This is a genomic window from Dysgonomonas sp. PF1-14 (genome assembly GCF_029892965.1).
GTDB lineage: Bacteria > Bacteroidota > Bacteroidia > Bacteroidales > Dysgonomonadaceae > Dysgonomonas.
The window spans coordinates 62,143-82,955 of the sequence record NZ_JARXWN010000002.1; the positions used below are offsets into that span (position 1 = coordinate 62,143).

The window sequence follows — 20,813 nt, forward strand, 5'->3', positions numbered from 1 at the left end:
TTAACGTTCTTCGGAATGCAAATCGTCATCAAAAAGCATCTATACAGTATCGCACAATAAAAAGAACACAAGCATATGAAAAAGCAAATTTTAATTAGTTTAATATTATTATTTAGCATCACCATGTCTGCACAAGTATCAAACAACAAATACGACAGTGACTGGAAACTGGTAACCCAGTATGAAAAACAGAGTCTTCCTCAGTCTGCTACAAAGCAGGTAGACCTCATACTGCAAAAGGCTATCTCGGATAAGAATAATACACAAATAATCAAAGCACTAATCTATAAGAGTAAGTACAAGAAGAATATAGATAGCAGCGATAACGAAGGTCTGTTCCATGATCTGGATTCGCTAGCAAAACAGACAAGCGACATTGCTGAAAAGTCGTTGCTGCACTCTATGTTGGCAGAGTTGTATGTAAACTATTATCAGAACGACCAGTGGACAATCCGTCAGCGTACCAATTTGGCTGATTTCGTACCAGAAGATATGAAGGAATGGAGCAGTAATATCTTCAAAAATAAGATTATAGAGAATATCGACCTCTCCATAAAAGATGCTGCCGCACTGAAAGGAAAGACAACAAAAGATTACAACGATATCATTCTATTGGGAACTGACGGGCAAAAATACTACCCTACCCTCTACGACTTCCTGATGCAGCGAACTACCTATATAGCCGAAAGCATACAAAGTATCGAAAATCAAGAATTCGACCTTTCCCCTACAGGCTTTAGTATAGAGCAACTGACCGTTCCTGCCGATGAATATATCAAGCTGAATATAAGTACTGATGTGGCAAAGAGTCAGCCTGTGCTGTTGTATTATCAGCAGTTTCTGAAAGAATTGCTTTCCCGTGACCTGAAATCGACAGCAGCATTGACCGATATAGACCGGATAGAATATCTAGGCAGATATTCCCGTTCTTTCTCCGGAGAAAAAAGATTAGAGGTTTATACCAACCTGTATAAGATGTATGAAAACAGCGAAGTATCTACCGAAATAATTGATAAAATCACTGACGCATATAATTACGGACTACCCAACCTTAGTGGAAAGGAAGTAAATAAATCTATATATGACTGGCTGAACAAAGGCATCGACAAATACCCTGCCTCTTACGGAGCCAGCCTGTTGAGAGAGAAAAAAAATCAGATGGAAAACCCCATACTGAATATAATGGGAAACAACCTGCAATATCCCGACAGTCTGGCAAAACTGGATATTATTCATAAAAACATTCAGGCATTAAGCGAAAAGCCAAAGCTCACCCTGTATAAAGTAGAGAAAGGCAGATACAATATTATAAAAGAATATCCTCAAACCCTTGTATCGGCAACAACATATAATGAAGATACCTTATCTGTCGATCTCGGAAATCTGCCGATAGGGAAATACTGTTTTAGCACATTATCGAAAGCAGTTTTAGATAATCCTCCTAAGAATTCTTCGACCAGAAACAATCGTTACGACTTTGTTGTATCGCGCCTTGTATCTTTCTCACGCAATAGCGGATTACACGAATATGAGATATTTGTGGTAGACCGCATTTCGGGTAAACCTATGAAGGATGTGAGTATCAGCATTTACCCACAACAAGGTGATAATAAAGTAAAAAAGACCGGACTTATAGAAACACTCAAAACTAACGAACTGGGACTGGCTGTTTATAAAGATAAATTACATGCCGATGATTACAATAGTTATTATGTGGCATCGTACAAAGTTGCATTAGGTAACGATTCGTGCCTGAATGCAGAGAATCTGAACGGATCAAACCACAGATGGAGAGGCGTACAAACTCAAAGCGATCCTCAGCCGGCAATCTCCGTATTCAACGACAGAAGCATTTACAGACCGGGACAAACTGTATATTTCAAAGCGATTGCCATTGGCTCAGATTCCAAACCATTGGCTAATAAAGCCTATACAGCGCAACTCTATGATGCAAACAATGAAGTTGTTGCTAAAAAAGAGATCATAACCAACGAGTTCGGCTCTATATCGGGCGAATTTATCATACCTCAGTCCGGATTACTCGGATCATATCGTATAGCTGTAGATAAAGGAGCTTGCTATTTCAATGTGGAGGAATATAAACGTCCTACATTCGAGATCACATTCGATAAAGTAGATAAAACATATACCTTCGGCGAAGAAGTAAAGTTGAAAGGTTATGCCAAAAACTTCTCCGGAATAAGTTTGCAGGATGCCGATGTGAAATACAGCATCATGCGCGAACAGTTCAATTTCTGGTGGCGATCGGGTGAGAGATCACAATTCGCAGATGGTACTGTGAAGACAAATGATGATGGCTCGTTCGAAATCACCTTTACGCCACAGGCAGGAGATGGCAACAGAAGGCTTCTTCGTATGGCAAACGACCGTCAGATATATACATTCAGCGTTTCAGCAACAGTTACCGATATAAACGGCGAAACACAGTCGAATACCTTCGACCTCGTAGTAGGTAATGTATCTATGGTGATAAACATAGATCTGCCCGAACAGATAGAAAAGAGTCAGGACTATAAACTGAGTATAGAAGCACGCAACCTACAAGCCCAGAATATAGAATCGACAGGAGTATATGCCATCTACGCCCTCAATGAATCAGATTCCGTACAAAACAAGGTACAGGAAGGCACTTTCAAAACAGGCGAACAGGCAGAACTGAAAAGCAAACTGAAATCGCTGGCATCGGGCAAATACCAGATACAGGTAAAAGCACTGGACGATAAGAAGAACGAAGTAAGCGAAAAGAAAAACTTCATCATATTCTCTTATGCTGACAAGAAGCCACCGATAAAGACAAGCCAATGGCTGGTACAGAAAAACCTTATTTTCGGTAAAGATAACAAGCCTGTAGAAGTAATATTCGGTACTACCGACAAGGAAATGTATGTACTTTACCAACTGTCGGATAATGACAAAATATTTGAACGTAAAATTATCAGACTGAGTGACAGGAACGAGCTATTTACCATACCATACAAAGCCGAATATGGCGATAAGATAAATATGTCTCTTACCTCCGTTAAAGACGGTGAGCTATACAATCAGAGTTTCTATCTGACAAAAGAAGTTGAGAAACAAGATACCAACCTGAAAGTAAAACTGGAAGTATTCCGCGACAAGCTGCGTCCGGGACAAGCTGAAACATGGACAGTAAGTGTAAAAGACACCACCGATACGCCGGTACTTGCCGAGTTGCTGGCTTCGATGTACGATACTTCGCTCGATAAATTACGCCCATATATGGCATGGTCGCTTGATCGTCCATACAAAGGTGAGCGCTATCTATATCCGGTCTATTATAATTCCCCTTGGTATAATGACAGTCCGCGCTGGTTTAATCTGAACTACAAATCCAAGACTAATAAAATACCGGAAAGAACTTTTGATCAGATAAACTGGTTCGGATATATCGAAAATAATACCCCATTAGGATTTATGATAACTCAGCGAAATCGAAATAAGAGGAGCTATCGATTATCATCTGGAGAAACAGTAATGTTGAAAAACAGTTCCATTGGATACTTGGATGATTCAGTTTCACAATTCCAGATGAGAGCAGAGAAATCAGAAGTTGCAATGGATCAGGCTATGGTCATGCCGGAAGCAATGCCAATCACCGGCACTAGCGGAGGCGCACTTGCTGTAGAAGGCGGAGCTACACCACAAATCCGTCAGAACTTCAATGAAACAGCATTCTTCTTCCCTCAACTGAGAACAAACGAAAAAGGCGAAACACTGATCTCCTTTACCGTACCAGAAAGCAATACGACATGGCGATTCAGAGTATTTGCTCACGATAAAGATGCAAGAGTAGGCGTATTGGAACAAATGGTAGTTACCCGCAAAGAGCTGATGGTGACACCTAATATGCCACGCTTTGTCCGTCAGGGAGATAAGACCAGTATTTCGACTAAAATATCCAATTTGTCTGAGAATGCTGTATCGGGCGATGTACGCATCGAGTTCTTCGATCCGTTATCCGACAAAGTTATCGATCTGGCTGTAGCCAATCAGCAGCAGATATTCTCTCTCGATAAAGACGCTTCTACATTGGCTGCATGGACTTTCGACATCCCTACCGATATAGAACTGTTAGGTTGCCGCATTGTTGCGCAGAATGCTTCATTCAGTGACGGAGAGCAGCATGTACTTGCCGTATTGCCGAACCGTATGCTGGTAACTGAAAGCATGCCGATAGATGTGATTGCAAAAGGCACAAGCACCTTTACTTTCGACAAGTTGTATAACAACAATTCGTCCACCATCGGCAATTACAGGCTGACACTTGAATATGCTTCCAATCCGGCATGGTACGCAGTACAGGCATTGCCAACTATGAGCAATCCAACGAACGACAATGCTGTAAACTGGTTTGCAAGCTATTATGTAAATACATTAGGTTCGTCCATCGTCCGCCAATACCCGAAAGTAGCCGCTATGATTCAGGCTTGGCAAAAACAGGGCGGGGATAAACAAACATTGGTATCCAACCTGCAAAAGAACGAGGAACTGAAAAACGTTCTGCTCGAAGAAACGCCTTGGGTACTCGATGCCAAGAATGAAAGCGAACAGATGCAACGCCTGTCTCTGTTGTTCGATCTGAACAATACCAAACAACAAACCGATGCCGCTACCAGAAAGCTATCGGAGCTGATGACTAACGAAGGTGGCTGGACTTGGTATAAGGGATTGTACCCTAGCCGCAGCATTACCCAATATATCCTTTACGGATATGCCAATCTGCAAAAGGTAGGACAGGTAGAATATCCGGAACAGATAAAAAGAATGCAGATGAGTGCGCTGAAATACATCGACAAACAAATATCCGAAGACTTCAAAAATCTGAAGAAATATAATAAGGACTGGCAAAAAACAACCTCTATATATACCAATCAGTTGGAGTTTGCCTATGTACGTTCGTCTTACCGCGACATACCTATAGATCAGGAAGCACGCGCTGCGGAACGATTCTATACAGATGTAGCGACTAAAAACTGGACAAAGCTGAATCTGTACGAGCGTTCTATACTGGCCGTTGTACTGAAACGCAATGGAGATAAACTGACTGCGGACAAAATAGTGAAATCGCTTAAAGAACATGCTGTTAACGATAAGAAACTGGGTATGTACTGGCCAAACAACCGCAGCAATGTGTTTATGTCTATGTCGGCTATCAGCGTGCATACATTCCTTATGGAATCCCTACAGGAAAATGGTGCCACAGAGCAGGAAATGAATGCAATGAAACGCTGGCTGCTGATGCAGAAACAAACTCAGGTATGGGAATCGAGCCATGCGTCGATAGATGCTATCAGCGCATTGTTGAGTACAGGTTCCGACTGGTTCTCAGGGGAGACTACAGCTACCGCCATTACCATAGGCAACCAAAAAGTAGAGCCGGAAAACAAGGAAATGGGAACAGGCTATTTTAAAACAACATGGAATAAATCCGAGATAAACAAGGGAATGGGTAAAGTAGAGGTTACTACACAGAGTTCCGACCCTGCTTATGGTGCGCTTTACTGGCAATATTATGAAAATCTGGATAAGATAACCTCTCAGAAGGGAGACCTCAATGTAGAAAAACAGCTATTTAAAGAAAATACGGCTTCTACAGGAAAGAACCTTACCCAGATCACAGAAAGCAGTCCTCTGACAGTAGGTGACAAAGTCATTGTACGCCTGACTGTACGGGTAAATAAGGATATGGAATTTGTACAACTCAAAGATATGCGTGCTCCATGCTTCGAACCTGAACAAACCACATCGGGCACTAAATGGACTAACGGATTGATATATTATCAGATGCCGAAAGATGCTTCTACAAACTTCTATTTCGACCGTCTGCCAAAAGGTACTTACGTACTCGAATATCCGGTGTTTGTAAACCGTACAGGTGAGTATTCAAATGGCATTACCACTATTCAGTGTCTCTATGCACCGCAGTATGTGTCGCATACACAAGGCATAAGAGTAACTGTAAAATAGAAACAGTATGAGGATATCAGTATGGCTTATATATATACTATGCTTTTTGGCTTCTACATCTTTTATCATGTGCGGCAATGCCAATGGACAGAATGAGGAAAGAAACAAAGAACAAATAGAACAGCAAGCTGCTTTTGCCCGATTGAAGGCAAAAGCAGACTCTGCCAAAGCCTATTGTAAGGCTAAAAACTTTAGTACACAGTATTGCTTTCTAGTCGACTTTAGTATTCACTCCGGCAAGAATCGCTTTTTCGTATGGGATTTTGCCAAAGACACAATTAAATACTCTAGTCTTTGTTGTCATGGATATGGCCAGAAAAGCACACACAAAAAGCCTGTATTCAGCAATATAGAAGGAAGCTATTGCTCCTCGCTCGGACGATACAAAGTAGGTGCACGATCTTACAGCCAATGGGGAATAAATGTTCACTACAAGCTTCATGGACTGGACAAGTCGAACAGCAATGCTTTTAAACGTTGGGTCGTATTGCACTCACATACTCCGGTCTCCGAAGGGGAGATATACCCTGAACATCTGCCACTCGGATGGAGTCAGGGTTGCCCTGTGGTTAGTGACAATATGATGCGTAAAGTAGACCAACTAATGAAGAATTTGAAGAAGCCTGTTTTACTTTGGGTATATATTTAACGATTATATACACGAGACGCCTCAAATATAAAATATTGTATAAATTTTAACAAGTATCATTTTTATTACTAACTTTGTGGAGTATTATCTTACAAAATAAGACTTGGTACAACATTTATTATTTAGTATATAATTAGAGATTTAGGATATGAAAAAGATTGGATTTATTCTGTTTGCATTAATTTTATCGACAGGCTTAACCTTTGCACAGAAAGGGGATAAAGCACCAGAACTTACATTTGCCAAATCTGTACATGACTTTGGTAAAGTAGAAGAAAGAGTCGGAACTGTTAGCTGCGAATTTAAAGTAAAGAATACAGGTAGTGCACCTCTTATCATACAGAAGGTACGTACGACTTGCGGATGCACAACTCCTGATTATACAAAAGAACCGATACTTCCGGGTAAAGAAGGTAACATTAAAGTAACCTATTCGGCAACTGGTCGTCCGGGAACTTTTAACAAGGAAGTTACTGTCTTCACCAATGTACCCGATTCCATTTATAAAGTACATATAAAAGGAGAAGTTATCCGCTAATAGAACAGACGTTAATATAGAAGAAAGGATATATCTTTGTGGTATATCCTTTTTTTATAGCATTATACATCTACTTTACTGATATGAGATACAGACTTTTACTTCTACTTATTTTCACCCTTGTTATCAGTGGAATGAATGCTCAGCAACAGGAATATCCTGCCGGAATAAGCAAGTTGCTAAAAGCCTACCCTACTACAATAAAGGCATACGATAAAACGAGTATCATTGTAAACGGGAATAAGATCATTCACTATAATACACCAACAGACAAATCCCATAAGGAACTGATAAACAGCGATGCCATCGAAGATATATTCGCTTATCCTTATCTAAAAGGAGAAGTAAAGGATATCCCCAAAAACTACGATCCGGGACGCATACGCTGCGAAACCCTACTGAAGAGCATGTACGGTACAACTTCAGCCGAAGTACAAAAGCATCTTGTAACCATTACATGGTGCCCTACCCTGATAAACCAAAAACTCAAGGTTACCAGCATCAACGGAGTAGACAAGCAGCTACAAAAAATATCGGACGAACTGGATAAACACCCCGAACTGAAAGAATACCTCCACAGTGCCGGAACATTCAACTGGCGCAAGGTCAGAGGAGCCGACCGCCTCAGCGCTCACAGCTTCGGTACAGCGATAGACCTCAACGTGAAATACTCCAACTACTGGCAGTGGGATTGCCGTTGCACCAATGAAGATACCGCACTGAAATACAAGAATCGCATCCCTCAGCTAATAGTCGACATATTCGAGAAACATGGCTTTATATGGGGTGGCAAGTGGTACCACTACGATACGATGCACTTCGAATACCGCCCCGAATTACTGGTTGATTAAGCTCATCTTTCTATATATAACTAAAACAAGCGCCCTGACATAAGAAATCAGGGCGCCGATCGTATCTAATATCTGATCTGTCCTTTATTCCTTTATCTCTACTTTCAGATTCAGTTCGTCCAGTTGAGACTGATCGAGTACCGCAGGAGCATCTATCATCACATCGCGTCCCGAATTGTTCTTAGGGAAAGCAATACAGTCGCGGATACTATCGAGACCTGCAAACAACGACACGAGTCGGTCGAGACCAAAAGCCAGACCTGCGTGCGGCGGCGCTCCATATTTGAAAGCATTCATAAGGAAGCCAAACTGTGCTTGTGCTTTTTCTTCGGTGAAACCAAGTACCTGAAACATCTTGTTCTGCAACTGGCTGTTGTAGATACGCACCGAGCCCCCTCCTACTTCAACACCGTTGATTACCATATCGTAGGCATTGGCACGTACAGCACCCGGATCGGTATCCAGCAACGGAATATCCTCTTCCTTAGGACTGGTAAACGGATGGTGTTTCGCAAAAAAGCGTCCCAACTCTTCATCTTTCTCTAGCAATGGGAAATCTACTACCCACAGGCAGTTGAATACATCCTTATTGCGCAAGCCAAGCTGAGAACCCACCTCGAGACGAAGTTCGCCCAGTTGTTTCTGGGCTTTTTCTGTTTCTCCGCATATAATAAGGATAAGGTCGCCTGGCTGTGCCTGACAGCGTTCCGCCCATTTCTTCAAATCCTCAGGAGCATAGAATTTATCTACTGATGATTTCAATGACCCGTCAGCTTCGTATCGAACATATACAAGCCCTTTCGCCCCTATCTGCGGACGTTTCACAAAATCGATGAGAGCATCCAATTGCTTACGGGTATATGATGCTGCACCTTTAGCACAGATAGCACCAACATATTCAGACGAATCGAATACGACAAAGTCCTTACCCTCGGTCAGGTCTTTTATCTCTACAAATTCCATTCCGAAACGTGTATCCGGTTTATCCGAACCATAATATTTAATAGCGTGAGCATAGGTCATACGCGGGAAATCGGGAATATCTATTCCTTTCACTTTCTTGAAAAGGTGTTTCGTCATTCCTTCAAACATATTCAGTACGTCTTCCTGATTCACGTATGACATTTCACAGTCTATCTGTGTAAATTCAGGCTGACGGTCGGCACGTAAATCCTCATCGCGGAAGCATTTCACGATCTGGAAATAACGGTCGAAGCCCGATACCATTAGCAACTGTTTGAATAGCTGCGGCGATTGCGGCAGAGCATAAAACTCACCCGGATTCATACGCGAAGGCACAACAAAGTCGCGCGCACCTTCCGGTGTAGAACCAATAAGTACGGGCGTTTCTACTTCGAGGAACTGACGCTCATCCAGATAACGGCGCGTCTCGAATGCTATACGGTGGCGAAGCTCCAGATTGTGACGGACTGTATCGCGACGTAAGTCCAGATAGCGGTATTTCATCCGCACATCGTCTCCACCATCGGTATTATCTTCGATAGTAAACGGTGGCACTTCCGATGTATTCAGTATTACCAGTTTGTTTACTATAATTTCGATCTCACCAGTCGAGCGGTTCATATTCTTATTCGATCTTTCCTCTACCTTTCCGGTCACCTGCAACACATATTCGCGCCCCAGTCTGTTCGACTGTTCGTACAGTTCGTTGTCGATATCCTTACTGAAAGATAGTTGAGTGATTCCGTAGCGGTCGCGAAGGTCTACAAAAGTGACACCGCCACCGAGTTTGCGGACAGCCTGCACCCAACCGGCAAGCGTTACTTCTTTGCCTGCGTCTGCTATATTAAGTTCCCCGCATGTATGAGTTCTGTACATAATTCTAAATTTAATGTGCTAATATGCTAATTCATTAATATGCCAATTATTAAATAAGAATATCTCATTGGCACATCGGCATATTAAGTCATCAGTTCATTATTTTAATATATTTGTTTAATTACATCTACTGTCAGACTGTCCACCTTTCCCTCTACCGCTTCCACGAAAGCCTTAAAGTGTGCACTGGCATTGTGCTCATCGATAGCGGCCTGCGATTTCCATACTTCCAGAATAGTATATTTCAATGGATTCTGGCAATCCTGATGCAAATCGTATGAAACATTACCCGCCTCTTTACGGGTTGCATCTACCACTGTACGAAAAACATTTTCCAATTCGCCCTGATATGCAGCTTTTACTACAATTGCAGCGACAATCTTCAATTCCATCATAGCTATGTTCTTTTATCTCTTTTTTAAGGATACAAAAATATGGATTTTATTTCTGTTTCATACATATAACTAGCGAAAAAGCTTTCTTCGGTGAACAGTGAATAATATCAGGCACAGGAAAGATTTTAACTAAAATGTAACGAATCAACGATCGGCAGAGCGAAGCGGAGCCAAAGTAACGGTTTTGCATAGTTTTTATTCTTTGTTACTTTTCCTTGTAGGGGCGAATGCAATTCGCCCCTACAGCATTCACTTTTAACTAAAATGTAACGAATGTAACGAAACAACGTTCGACAGAGCCAAGCGGAGTCAATTTACACTGTTTTTGTTTTTATTACTTTTTTGTTACCTATCACTAATTCAAAGATCGCTCTCATTGGCATATTTGCTAATTAGCACATTGATATCCTATAGATAATTTACCTTCAAACTCATCACTCTAACAAAGAGCAGCAGATGCAGAATACAAGCCATCTGTAAAAAAAATGCTTTTTTTTTAACTTTATCCAAATTTATATATAACTTCGCCATTGCTTAACATATATAACGCAAGTTTGTACAGACTAGACAAAATGTTTAATTAAATAAATGATTCAATGAAAAAGTATTTAGCGGAAATGATCGGAACCATGGTTCTGGTTCTTATGGGGTGCGGTAGCGCTATTTTTAATTGGGGAGTAGGTTCTACTACACAGGTATTGACTGTTGCCTTCGGCTTTGGTTTGTCTGTCGTAGCTATGGCGTACACCGTAGGTAAAGTATCGGGATGTCATATCAATCCGGCGATAACACTGGGCGTTTTCTTATCAAAAAGAATGTCTGGCAAAGATGCCGGAATGTATATGTTATTCCAGGTAATAGGAGCTCTAATAGGCTCGGCTATCCTGTTTGCTATTGTGTCATCCATCGATACAGGTTCAGCCTCTTACATTGCTCAGCAAGGAGCTTTTGCTACAAAGACGGGTGCTAACGGATTACAACCGGGAGTGAGCCTGACAGGCGGTTTATTAGCTGAAATCATATTTACATTTGTTTTCGTTCTGGTTGTTTTAGGTACTACATCTAAAAATGGTGCCGGAAACTTTGCAGGTCTGGCTATTGGTCTTAGCCTTGTATTGGTTCACATCGTATGTATACCTCTTACAGGAACATCTGTAAACCCGGCTCGTAGTATCGGCCCTGCTATCTTTGACGGAGCTGCTGCTCTTTCTCAGCTTTGGATATTTATTGTTGGTCCGTTTGTAGGTGCTGCCTTGGCGGCTCTGGTATGGAAAGTGGTTGATACCGACGAAGCTTAAGCCTTGTACAAATACAATATACCGAAAGCCTCTGCCAGTGCAGGGGCTTTCTTGTTTTAGCATAAATCAACCGAAAGCTATTCCCCAAAAGTAATCTATAAATTTAAACAGGTTCTTAAATAAAACACCGTACTACTGTTAAATTATCCTACGGTGTTTGCATCTTTCATAAATTTATACTTTATTTGCATCATTAACGCAACAATATTATAAACTTCAAACCCATTAGCCTATAGAATAAACATTACTCTTTTAAAAAACTTTAAATATAAGAGATAATGGATACATTAATAATGATGACCGACGAGCAGTTGGTTACAGATTATTCTAATGGCAACAATCTAGCTTTTGACATCCTGCTTTCGCGACACAGACAAAGTGTGTTCGGATACATCTATTTCACTGTTCGCAACAGGGAACTGGCAGAAGATATATTTCAGGAAACCTTTATTAAAGCCATCGTTACCATCAAACAGGGACGTTATACCGAAACGGGAAAATTCCGCGCATGGATATCTCGTATTGCACACAACCTCATTATCGACCATTTCCGTCAGGAAAGAAACGAAAATACAATCTCAAATGATGATGCACCTATAGACTTGTTAAACAATCCGTCTCTTTGTGACGGAACCATTGAAGATGAGTTGGTGAGAATGCAAATCACATCCGATATACGCAAATTAATCTCATATTTGCCCGACAGCCAACGCGAAGTACTGGAAATGCGTTATTATCAAGATCTAAGTTTTAAAGAAATAGCAGACCTTACAGGCGTAAGTATCAACACCGCACTGGGGCGTATGCGTTATGCGATACTCAATATCCGCCGTATGGCAGAAGAAAACAACATTGTACTGACAATGTAACAAATAAGCATGTAGTTTTATCTTAAGATAGTTAAGTTTTATAAAGTAGCAGAAAGGGGAATGCAGTAATGTATTCCCCTTCTTCTGTAATTATATATTCTGATATTATCCCAATATCTTTTCTATCAGATTCATCTCCTCTGCCGAGAACTCAGCATTTTCTTTCGCTTTCAGATTATCTTTCAATTGATTGAGCGAACTTGTACCCACAATGACGGATGTTACCTGCCTGTTATGCAACAACCAAGCCAAAGCCATCTCGGCAAGCGTTTGCCCGCGCTGCTGTGCCAGATCGTTGAGTGCAGCAACTTTCTGTATCACATCGGGAGTAATTTCACTTTCCTGCAAAAAGCCGTGACTTTTATGAGCACGTGATGTCTCCGGTATGCCATGCAAATATTTATTGGTGAGTACGCCTTGAGCCAGTGGAGAGAAAGCAATAAAACCGACTCCGTATTTTTCATTTATAGCCATGTGATCCTTCTCCGGATCGCGTACAAGCATACTGTACTTATCCTGATAGATAAGGCATGGTACATGCTGTGATTTTAGAATATCGTAAGCCTTGACAAGTTCTTTCGGCGGGTACTTGGATATCCCCACATACAACGCTTAACCCTGACGCACAATATCTATCAATGCCTGCATCGTCTCTTCTATCGGTGTTTGCGGATCGTAACGATGCGAATAGAAAATATCAAAATACTCGAGTCCTGTACGTTTCAGGCTCTGGTCTATACTTGCCATTATATACTTGCGCGAACCACCGTCACCATACGGGCCATCCCACATCAGATGCCCTGCTTTAGAGGAGATGATCAGTTCGTCACGATGCCCTTTTAGTTCCTTAGCCAGCACTTTCCCGAAATTAGTTTCCGCACTTCCGGGAGGAGGTCCGTAATTGTTTGCCAGATCGAAATGGGTAATTCCATTCTCAAAGGCGTATAAAATCATGGACGTAGCCGTTCCAAAATCGTCCACATCTCCGAAATTATGCCACAAACCGAGTGATATTTCCGGTAATTGTAGGCCGCTGTTGCCGCAAAAATTGTATTTCATAATTAATGTTCTTTGATATTTTACCGATCTAAAGTTAGCTTTTTTCCATTTCATAACAGGAGGTTTTTTATATTTTATATCAATTATATGTTCGAATATCTTAAGCATAACTACTATCTAATTCTGATTTTCAAAGTTTGGTTCATTACTAACGCGCACCCCCGTGCTTGTTTTTACTTTTGCATCGCCCAAAAGTAAACAAAAGTCTAGTGCTTCGCTCCTCAGCGACCTGTCATCGGCTTGCCGGCTGAAAGGGACAAACGGGCTATCGCCCCATCCCTTTCCACGCCGCCTGCACCGGACAGGTGCCCGCTTGCGGAGCTAATGCACAGGGCCGCAAAGCGCTGACAAGGCAGGGTTATCGTCTCCAGATGGTGCGTCAGCCCTGCGCCGTTAGCTTTATGGACGGGGTACCCGTAGGGTGAGAAAGGCGTAAAACAAAAACGTGTTTGAGCTGAACTGTCGATTCGTATTATGCAAAAGTCGTGAGCGAGTTTTTTTGTTTAGCCTTTGAGCCCTTTAACGGGTCGTCCTATGAAGCGGGGCGCTAAAGCGTTTTGCTTACTTTACTGCTTTGGGTAAAGTATGGCAAGCAATTTTCAATTGCGCGCAGTAATAAATCCAACATTTATTATACACATTTTCAAATAGTGATTGTTTAATCTATTTATATTACTACTTTTGCGCCCGCAACTTATAATAAACAATTATGGAAACACAACATGTGAAAGTAGAGGTGGCAGATCCTACCACTCTCGGATTATTCGGACTGGCTATAGTAACCCTTGTCGCCTCATCCCAAAAATTAGGATTAACAGACGGTCTTGCCTTTGTCCTGCCTTGGGCACTGTTCTTAGGAGGAGCCGCACAGATAATAGCCTCTATATTCGATTTCAAACACAACAATTTGTTCGGAGCAACAGCATTTTCTGCTTATGGCTTATTCTGGGTAGGTATGGCAATGAGCTGGCTTATAAAGCTCGGCTGTCTGGGAGAGACGTTAGCTACAGCAGTTGATCCAAAACAACTCGGATTTGTATTTCTCGGTTATATGTTCCTTACTATAGTATTAACTATCTCGGGACTGAAAATGTCAAAAGCAATGTTCATCCTTTTGTTTCTCATTGTCCTCTTATTTTTAGGTCTGGCAATGGATTCATTTGGTTTCGGACATATCTGGCATAGCGTAGCAGCTTATTCCGAACTGGCTATTTCACTGGTTACATTCTACGTACTGGCTGCAAAATACCTAAATAGTTTTTTCGGGAAAACAATCGTTCCCGTAGGATCTCCTTTCCTGAAATAAGGTCGCAATAATAAATATACAGAGGGCTGGCTTTAACTCGATTTAAACCTGCCCTCTTTTATTTTTTATAACTCGCAACTAAAACTTATCTTTGTTATCCGATCACAGATTTCTATGGATAATTTACTAAGCCAACTAAATAAACAGCAGCGAGACGCTGTAGAATATATCAACGGGCCATCCCTTATTATAGCAGGGGCAGGCTCGGGAAAAACGCGTGTACTTACATATAAAATAGCCTATCTGCTTCGGCAGGGGCTATTACCTCAAAACATACTGGCTCTGACCTTTACCAACAAGGCAGCCCGCGAAATGAAGGAGCGTATAGCGCAGCTTATCGGCTGGCAGTATGCACGTTACCTGTGGATGGGAACATTCCACTCTGTATTCTCACGCATACTGAGAACCGAAGCCGAAAAGATAGGATTCACAGCTAACTTCACCATCTTCGACTCGGCAGATTCGCGCAATATGATAAAGACAATTATCAAGCAATATCAGCTCGATGATAAGGTATATAAGCCTGCACGCATACAGGCCACAATATCGAATGCGAAGAATGCGCTGATATCGCCGCAAATGTATGCACAGAATAAAGAGTTGATAGAATACGATCAGCGGGCGAAGATGCCTGTGATAAAAGATATATACAGGGAATATAACAACAGGCTGAAAGCATCTAATACAATGGATTTCGACGATCTGCTGTTTTATACCAATTGCCTGTTCAGAGACTATCCCGAAGTACTGCAATCGTATCAGGAACGTTATCAGTTTATTCTGGTAGATGAGTATCAGGATACCAACTTTGCTCAATATCTGGTAGTGAAACAACTTGCCGATGCGCATCACCGCGTATGTGTGGTGGGTGACGATGCGCAAAGTATTTATTCGTTTCGGGGGGCAAATATCGAGAATATTCTGAAATTTAAAGAAGTATATCCCGAATCGAAGCTTTTCAAGCTGGAACAGAACTATCGATCTACGCAAAACATTGTGAATGCGGCAAATAGCCTGATAATGCAAAACAAAGACCAGATAAAGAAAACCATATACTCGGAAAACGATGAAGGCGAACGCATCGAAATAGCCAGTGCATATTCTGACTTCGAAGAAGGAGTGATCGTATCTAATAAAATATGGGATCTACGGCGTGAGAAGAAAGCTGCGTACAGCGAGTTTGTTATTCTTTACCGTACCAATGCCCAGTCGCGCATATTTGAGGAAGCATTGCGAAAAAAGAACATCCCTTACCGTATCTACGGAGGATTATCGTTCTACCAACGGAAAGAAATAAAGGACGTTATCGCCTACTTCCGTATGGTCGTCAACCCTAATGATGAAGAAGCATTCAGACGGATTATCAATTTTCCGGCACGCGGAATAGGAAACACCACACTGGGTAAAATTGCCGATGCTGCACGCCTGTACAACGTAAGCCTGTGGGAAGTGATCGGCGACCCGCTGGAATATAACCTGAATGTAAATGCAGGTACGGCAAAAAAACTGACCGATTTCAGAACACTTATAGAAAGTTTTATAACAGGACTAACAGAATACAATGCCTATGAACAGGCGACCCGTATCGTAAAGCAAAGCGGTATTGCTACAGAAGCCTATCAGGATCAGACACCGGAGGGTATGAGCCGTCAGGAAAATTTACAGGAACTGCTCGGCGGCATACATGAGTTTTGCGAATCGCGTCAGGAAGAAGGACTCGGAGGTATCGGACTTATGGATTTCCTGTCGGAAGTATCTTTGCTGAGCGATCAGGATACGGACAAGGAAGCCGACAAGGAAAAAGTAACGATGATGACCATACATGCAGCTAAAGGACTGGAATATAACAATGTATTTATCGTCGGACTCGAGGAAGACCTCTTTCCTTCGGCTATGGCAAAGAATGAATTCAGAGGACTCGAAGAAGAACGCCGTCTCTTCTATGTAGCCATTACGCGCGCTAAAGAGTTTTGTATGATCACTTATGCCAAAAGCCGTTTTCGCAACGGACAGATAAATGCCTGCAACCCAAGCCGGTTTCTGAGAGATATAGACACATCCTATCTGAATGTGAATGCCGGAGTACTGGGTGGAGGCGGCTTTGGCGTACTCAATCGTCCCGACACCTATACACAAGACCTGTTCGATTACACTGGTACACCGCGCACCTCGTTTCAGGAACGACCTGTTCAAAGACAGGCAAATCCGCAAAAAGCAGAATCGTATTCAGCCCCATCGCGTACTAACTTTGTAAATGCAAAGAAAGCTACGCCCAAAGCATCTGCCGGAGCAAATGCAGGTGAAGTGCAGATCGGAGCAACCATCAAACACGAACGTTTCGGCATCGGTAAAGTAACGGCAGTAACAGGCGATCCTGACAGCCGTAAAGCAACTGTTGAGTTCGAAAACTCAGGAACAAAACAGCTATTGTTGAAGTTCGCACGATTCGAAATTATTGGGTAGCACCGGATAAGGGGTGTCTATTTGTCTCAAATAGGGGGATATTCTATCTTTATTAAATACAGTATAATCACATCTCAACCCGAAATAATATATTTGCAGCTATAATCATTGTGGCAAATGGTTATAGTACTATTGCATTTAATCGATCTCACGATGATGTTTTAGGCTATTTTAGGTTATTAGATTGAAAAAAGGAGCGGAAGATAATTTCGCTCTTTTTTATTCACTTCCAGAACTTCCAGAAAGGCTTTCCTCCCTTTTTCGATTCAGACACTTCCGGTTCGGGGATAATCTCCTCTACCCTTTCGGCAGGAATAAAGTGGGAAAAATACATGATAGGCGAACCGAATCTAGCTACGTTCAGGTCTTCGAGCTTAGCCCCTTCATTCAGAGCATTGTTAAATGCATTGAGTTCTGCGCTCTGAAGAAATATTTGTTTAAAGTGATCCATATTTACACAGCTTTCAGTTGCTATTTTTTCGGCAAGCCGGTATGCTTCCATATAAATAGGCTCATCGCTCAAGTTTATTGTTGTTTCTTTTTCAGTATCATCTATAACGATAGCCTCATCAGGAAATTCGGCAGTAGTAATACCTTTCAGAAAGATACGCCCAAAAGCAAGAGGCATAAAGACTATTGCCTTTTCGACATCTGTCTCCAGCATCCCCTCCCTTACCAGTTCTCTTTGAATTTCCTCATTATCCTTATCTCCCATCCACGCCATAGCTGCGGCAACACGACTGACATCACAACCGGCTGTAACGACCAGAAAAACACGCACTGACAGAAAATCATTTGTTTTGGGATAATCAAAAGAACGAACCGTATTCTCTACCGATTGCCACGTATTATTATCCAGTAAGATTTCAGCCGATATAACTTCCCGCTGCGATTGTGCATAATACAACCGCATCCAGTGAATTCCGGGAGGTAATACCTGCTTTTTCACCATATCTTCAAACTGATTGAGCCAAGCTAACGGCAGCGGGTCGGGAGCCTGTCCGCGCATTCCTATCTGACTCATTATCACATCACATCTTTGTCCTCCTATAAGCCATTGGTAGCGATTTATCTGATCATCGAATTCCCGGGTAAAAAAAGCGGAAAGCAGCACATGGAAAGAATTGCTGAGAAAGTTTTTCCAGGCATCTTTTATCGCTGCATCCTCATCCATCCCAAGCCCTACGCACGACTCTATAATTTCCTTGCCTAATCCGACTTCGAGAACGACATCGAGCTGCAATACCAGTGTCGATGACGAAGACCTGTTAAATACTTTGGCACAAGCTGTCATACGTTGTCGGGGAAAAATCAGCAAATCATCCGTTATCTCACATTCAACATTGTGTCTACGAAAAGCTTCCAGCAAAAATTCTTTTAACTCTTTTTCTCGCTGAATGAGTCGAAGTGCATCCATAGTGTGTAATTTTTCGTATGCGATTTATGATACTCAAATATAAATATCTTTTCTAAAAAATCCGATTAAGTAACTGTTTAAATTTGATTGGCACTCTTATTTTGTATTATTTCAAATATATATTTTTCTTTTTATTCGCAGGTTTAGCGGGCTAAACCAAGAGTGAAAAGTAGAAAATAGAGAAGAAAAAATAAAAATAAGAGCCAAAGAATAATCGGAAACAGTTATATGAAATATTTTCAGTCAAATTTAAACAGTTACTAAATCTATTCTTTAATTTTCATATTCGCTTACTGATAAATAATCAGAGATAAAATCACCTTTTTTAACATCTTTAAACGCAGCAATCAGGCTCTTAATTGCATCTTTATTATATAAAACTAGTGAGTAAAAATAAAATATCGTACATTTGTTTAATATCTTGGTTTATTTTTACAATTTAGATTAAACCTTTCAGAGCAAGGCTAGTCTAACAGTTATATAGAAAAAGTATTTGAACACAAAACTTAAAAGAATTATAAATTTTAAAGATAGGAGAGCAGTTTATGAAAGCAAAAAACTTATTAATCATGTTTCTGATGTCAGTATTGCCTTTCTTAGCTTTTGCACAGGAAGACTGGGATGATATCTATGCTTCTTCTAAATCTAAAGACAACAAGAAGAAAGAGGTAAAAAATACAGTTTCGCAGAAACAGCAAAGACAGGTAAATCCGACTCAGGTACTTGTAGTACGCGACAATGGTGACGTTACATTGGAAACAACAGGTAATGTAAACATTGATGTAGATGCATACAACCGCAGGGGAGGAAATGTAGATGTGTATCAATATCAGGACTCTGTTGTATATGCAGACGAGTATCAGGATTATGAATATACCGATCGTATCGTAAAATTCCACGACCCTGAAAACAGCGTTAAGATATCCAGTAACAATGAAATAAACGTATTCGTTGCTAACGATTCGTACAGCAATTACTATCGTAATCGTGGCTGGAATTTCAACGTAAATCTTGGTTGGGGCTGGGGAGGATGGAACAGCTATTATCCTTGGTACGACCCTTGGTATTACGATTCTTGGTATTACCCTTCCTATTCTTGGGGCTGGGGTTGGAACAGACCTTGGTACTACAACTCTTGGGGTTGGAACTGGGGCTGGGGCAGCGGTTGGTATGCCGGAGGCTGGTACGGCGGTGGCTGGTACGGCGGTGGCTGGTACGGACATCATCATCACCACAACTACTATTCAAGACCTGTATATTATAGCGGAGCATCGCGCTCGAGAGGTACATATTACGGATCGAGATACGGATCGAGCAGCAGAAATAATTACGACAGATACGACAGACGCAACAATAGCTCACGCCCTAGTTATGGCAGCGCAAGCAGCCGTCCGTCAACAAGACCGGGTTACAGTTCGAGCGGATCGTCCAGACCGAGCTATAATGGTTCGAGCAGCACTCGCCCATCAACAAGGCCAAGCTATAACGGATCAACAAGCAGTTCGTCAAGACCGAGCTACAACGGTTCGAGCAGTACTCGTCCATCAACAAGACCGAGCTACAATGGTGGTTCAACCACTAGCACCAGACCTAGTTATAACGGATCGGGTAGCTCTACAACCAGACCGAGCTATAACGGAGGATCATCGACCAGTACAAGACCTAGCTATAATGGTTCGAGCAGCAGTCGTCCATCAACAAGGCCGAGCTACAATGGTGGTTCAACCAGTTCATCGAGACCGAGTTATAGTGGTTCGTCATCGAGCAGTTCGTCATCAAGACCGAGCTATAGCGGGTCAAGCTCATCTTCAAGACCGAGCTACAGAGGATCAAGCAGTTCATCAAGACCAAGTTATAGCGGATCCAGTTCGTCTTCAAGACCGAGCTATAGTGGTTCGAGCAGTTCATCATCACGCTCGAGCAGTTACAGTTCGCCAAGCAGTAGTTCTTCATCCAGAGGATCGTATAGCTCAGGCAGTTCATCTTCAAGCAGTCGCTCTTCAGGGGGTGGCGGTAGAAGTGGCGGTGGCCGCAGCAGATAAACATCCAAGTTGAATAGAAAATAATTACATAATAAATAAAGCTGTTTCATAGATGCTATTGAAGCAGCTTTTTTAAAA

At 41.8% G+C, this 20,813-nt stretch carries 12 protein-coding genes and 1 pseudogene; 9 read left to right on the forward strand and 4 right to left on the reverse strand.

Annotation, left to right across the window (positions count from 1 at the left end; genetic code table 11):
• The first annotated feature begins 75 nt into the window (after positions 1–75).
• From M2448_RS02580 to M2448_RS02595, 4 genes are all read left to right on the forward strand, one after another.
• Complete coding sequence (locus M2448_RS02580; RefSeq protein ID WP_280644717.1) at positions 76–6,009, forward strand: alpha-2-macroglobulin family protein; 5,934 nt, start codon at positions 76–78, stop codon at positions 6,007–6,009.
• 7 nt (positions 6,010–6,016) lie between these two features.
• Entirely contained in the window at positions 6,017–6,658 is a 642-nt protein-coding gene (locus M2448_RS02585; RefSeq protein ID WP_280644718.1) for a murein L,D-transpeptidase catalytic domain-containing protein, read from the forward strand.
• Between the two features lie 148 nt (positions 6,659–6,806).
• On the forward strand, positions 6,807–7,196 hold the full coding sequence (locus M2448_RS02590) for a DUF1573 domain-containing protein (protein WP_280644719.1): 390 nt from the start codon (positions 6,807–6,809) through the stop codon (positions 7,194–7,196).
• An 83-nt stretch (positions 7,197–7,279) separates the two neighbouring features.
• Positions 7,280–8,047, forward strand: coding sequence for a M15 family metallopeptidase (locus M2448_RS02595; protein ID WP_280644720.1), 768 nt, complete (start codon positions 7,280–7,282; stop codon positions 8,045–8,047).
• Positions 8,048–8,131: 84 nt separating this feature from the next.
• On the opposite strand, the gene aspS is transcribed toward M2448_RS02595, so the two are convergent.
• Complete coding sequence (aspS, locus tag M2448_RS02600; RefSeq protein ID WP_280644721.1) at positions 8,132–9,886, reverse strand: aspartate--tRNA ligase; 1,755 nt, start codon at positions 9,884–9,886, stop codon at positions 8,132–8,134.
• Positions 9,887–9,990: 104 nt separating this feature from the next.
• On the reverse strand, positions 9,991–10,281 hold the full coding sequence (locus M2448_RS02605; RefSeq protein WP_280644722.1) for a putative quinol monooxygenase: 291 nt from the start codon (positions 10,279–10,281) through the stop codon (positions 9,991–9,993).
• 596 nt (positions 10,282–10,877) lie between these two features.
• Here M2448_RS02605 and M2448_RS02610 point away from each other — a divergent pair.
• Together M2448_RS02610 and M2448_RS02615 are read left to right on the forward strand one after the other, a co-directional pair.
• On the forward strand, positions 10,878–11,579 hold the full coding sequence (locus M2448_RS02610; protein WP_280644723.1) for an MIP family channel protein: 702 nt from the start codon (positions 10,878–10,880) through the stop codon (positions 11,577–11,579).
• A 278-nt stretch (positions 11,580–11,857) separates the two neighbouring features.
• A complete protein-coding gene (locus M2448_RS02615) occupies positions 11,858–12,448 on the forward strand; it encodes a sigma-70 family RNA polymerase sigma factor (RefSeq protein ID WP_280644724.1) in 591 nt (196 codons plus the stop codon).
• Positions 12,449–12,553: 105 nt separating this feature from the next.
• On the opposite strand, the pseudogene M2448_RS02620 reads toward M2448_RS02615, so the two are convergent.
• Positions 12,554–13,507 (reverse strand): annotated as a pseudogene (locus tag M2448_RS02620) (aldo/keto reductase).
• A gap of 709 nt (positions 13,508–14,216) precedes the next feature.
• Between M2448_RS02620 and M2448_RS02625 the strand changes: the two are divergent.
• Both M2448_RS02625 and M2448_RS02630 read left to right on the forward strand, forming a co-directional pair.
• Entirely contained in the window at positions 14,217–14,813 is a 597-nt protein-coding gene (locus M2448_RS02625; protein WP_280644725.1) for an acetate uptake transporter, read from the forward strand.
• A 114-nt stretch (positions 14,814–14,927) separates the two neighbouring features.
• Entirely contained in the window at positions 14,928–17,276 is a 2,349-nt protein-coding gene (locus M2448_RS02630) for a UvrD-helicase domain-containing protein (protein WP_280644726.1), read from the forward strand.
• Between the two features lie 223 nt (positions 17,277–17,499).
• On the opposite strand, the gene M2448_RS02635 is transcribed toward M2448_RS02630, so the two are convergent.
• The gene (locus M2448_RS02635; RefSeq protein WP_280644727.1) at positions 17,500–18,693 is read right to left on the reverse strand and encodes a DUF6348 family protein; all 1,194 of its coding nucleotides are present in this window, start codon (positions 18,691–18,693) and stop codon (positions 17,500–17,502) included.
• A 545-nt stretch (positions 18,694–19,238) separates the two neighbouring features.
• Here M2448_RS02635 and M2448_RS02640 point away from each other — a divergent pair.
• Entirely contained in the window at positions 19,239–20,735 is a 1,497-nt protein-coding gene (locus M2448_RS02640) for a hypothetical protein (protein ID WP_280697048.1), read from the forward strand.
• The last annotated feature ends 78 nt before the right edge of the window (positions 20,736–20,813 follow it).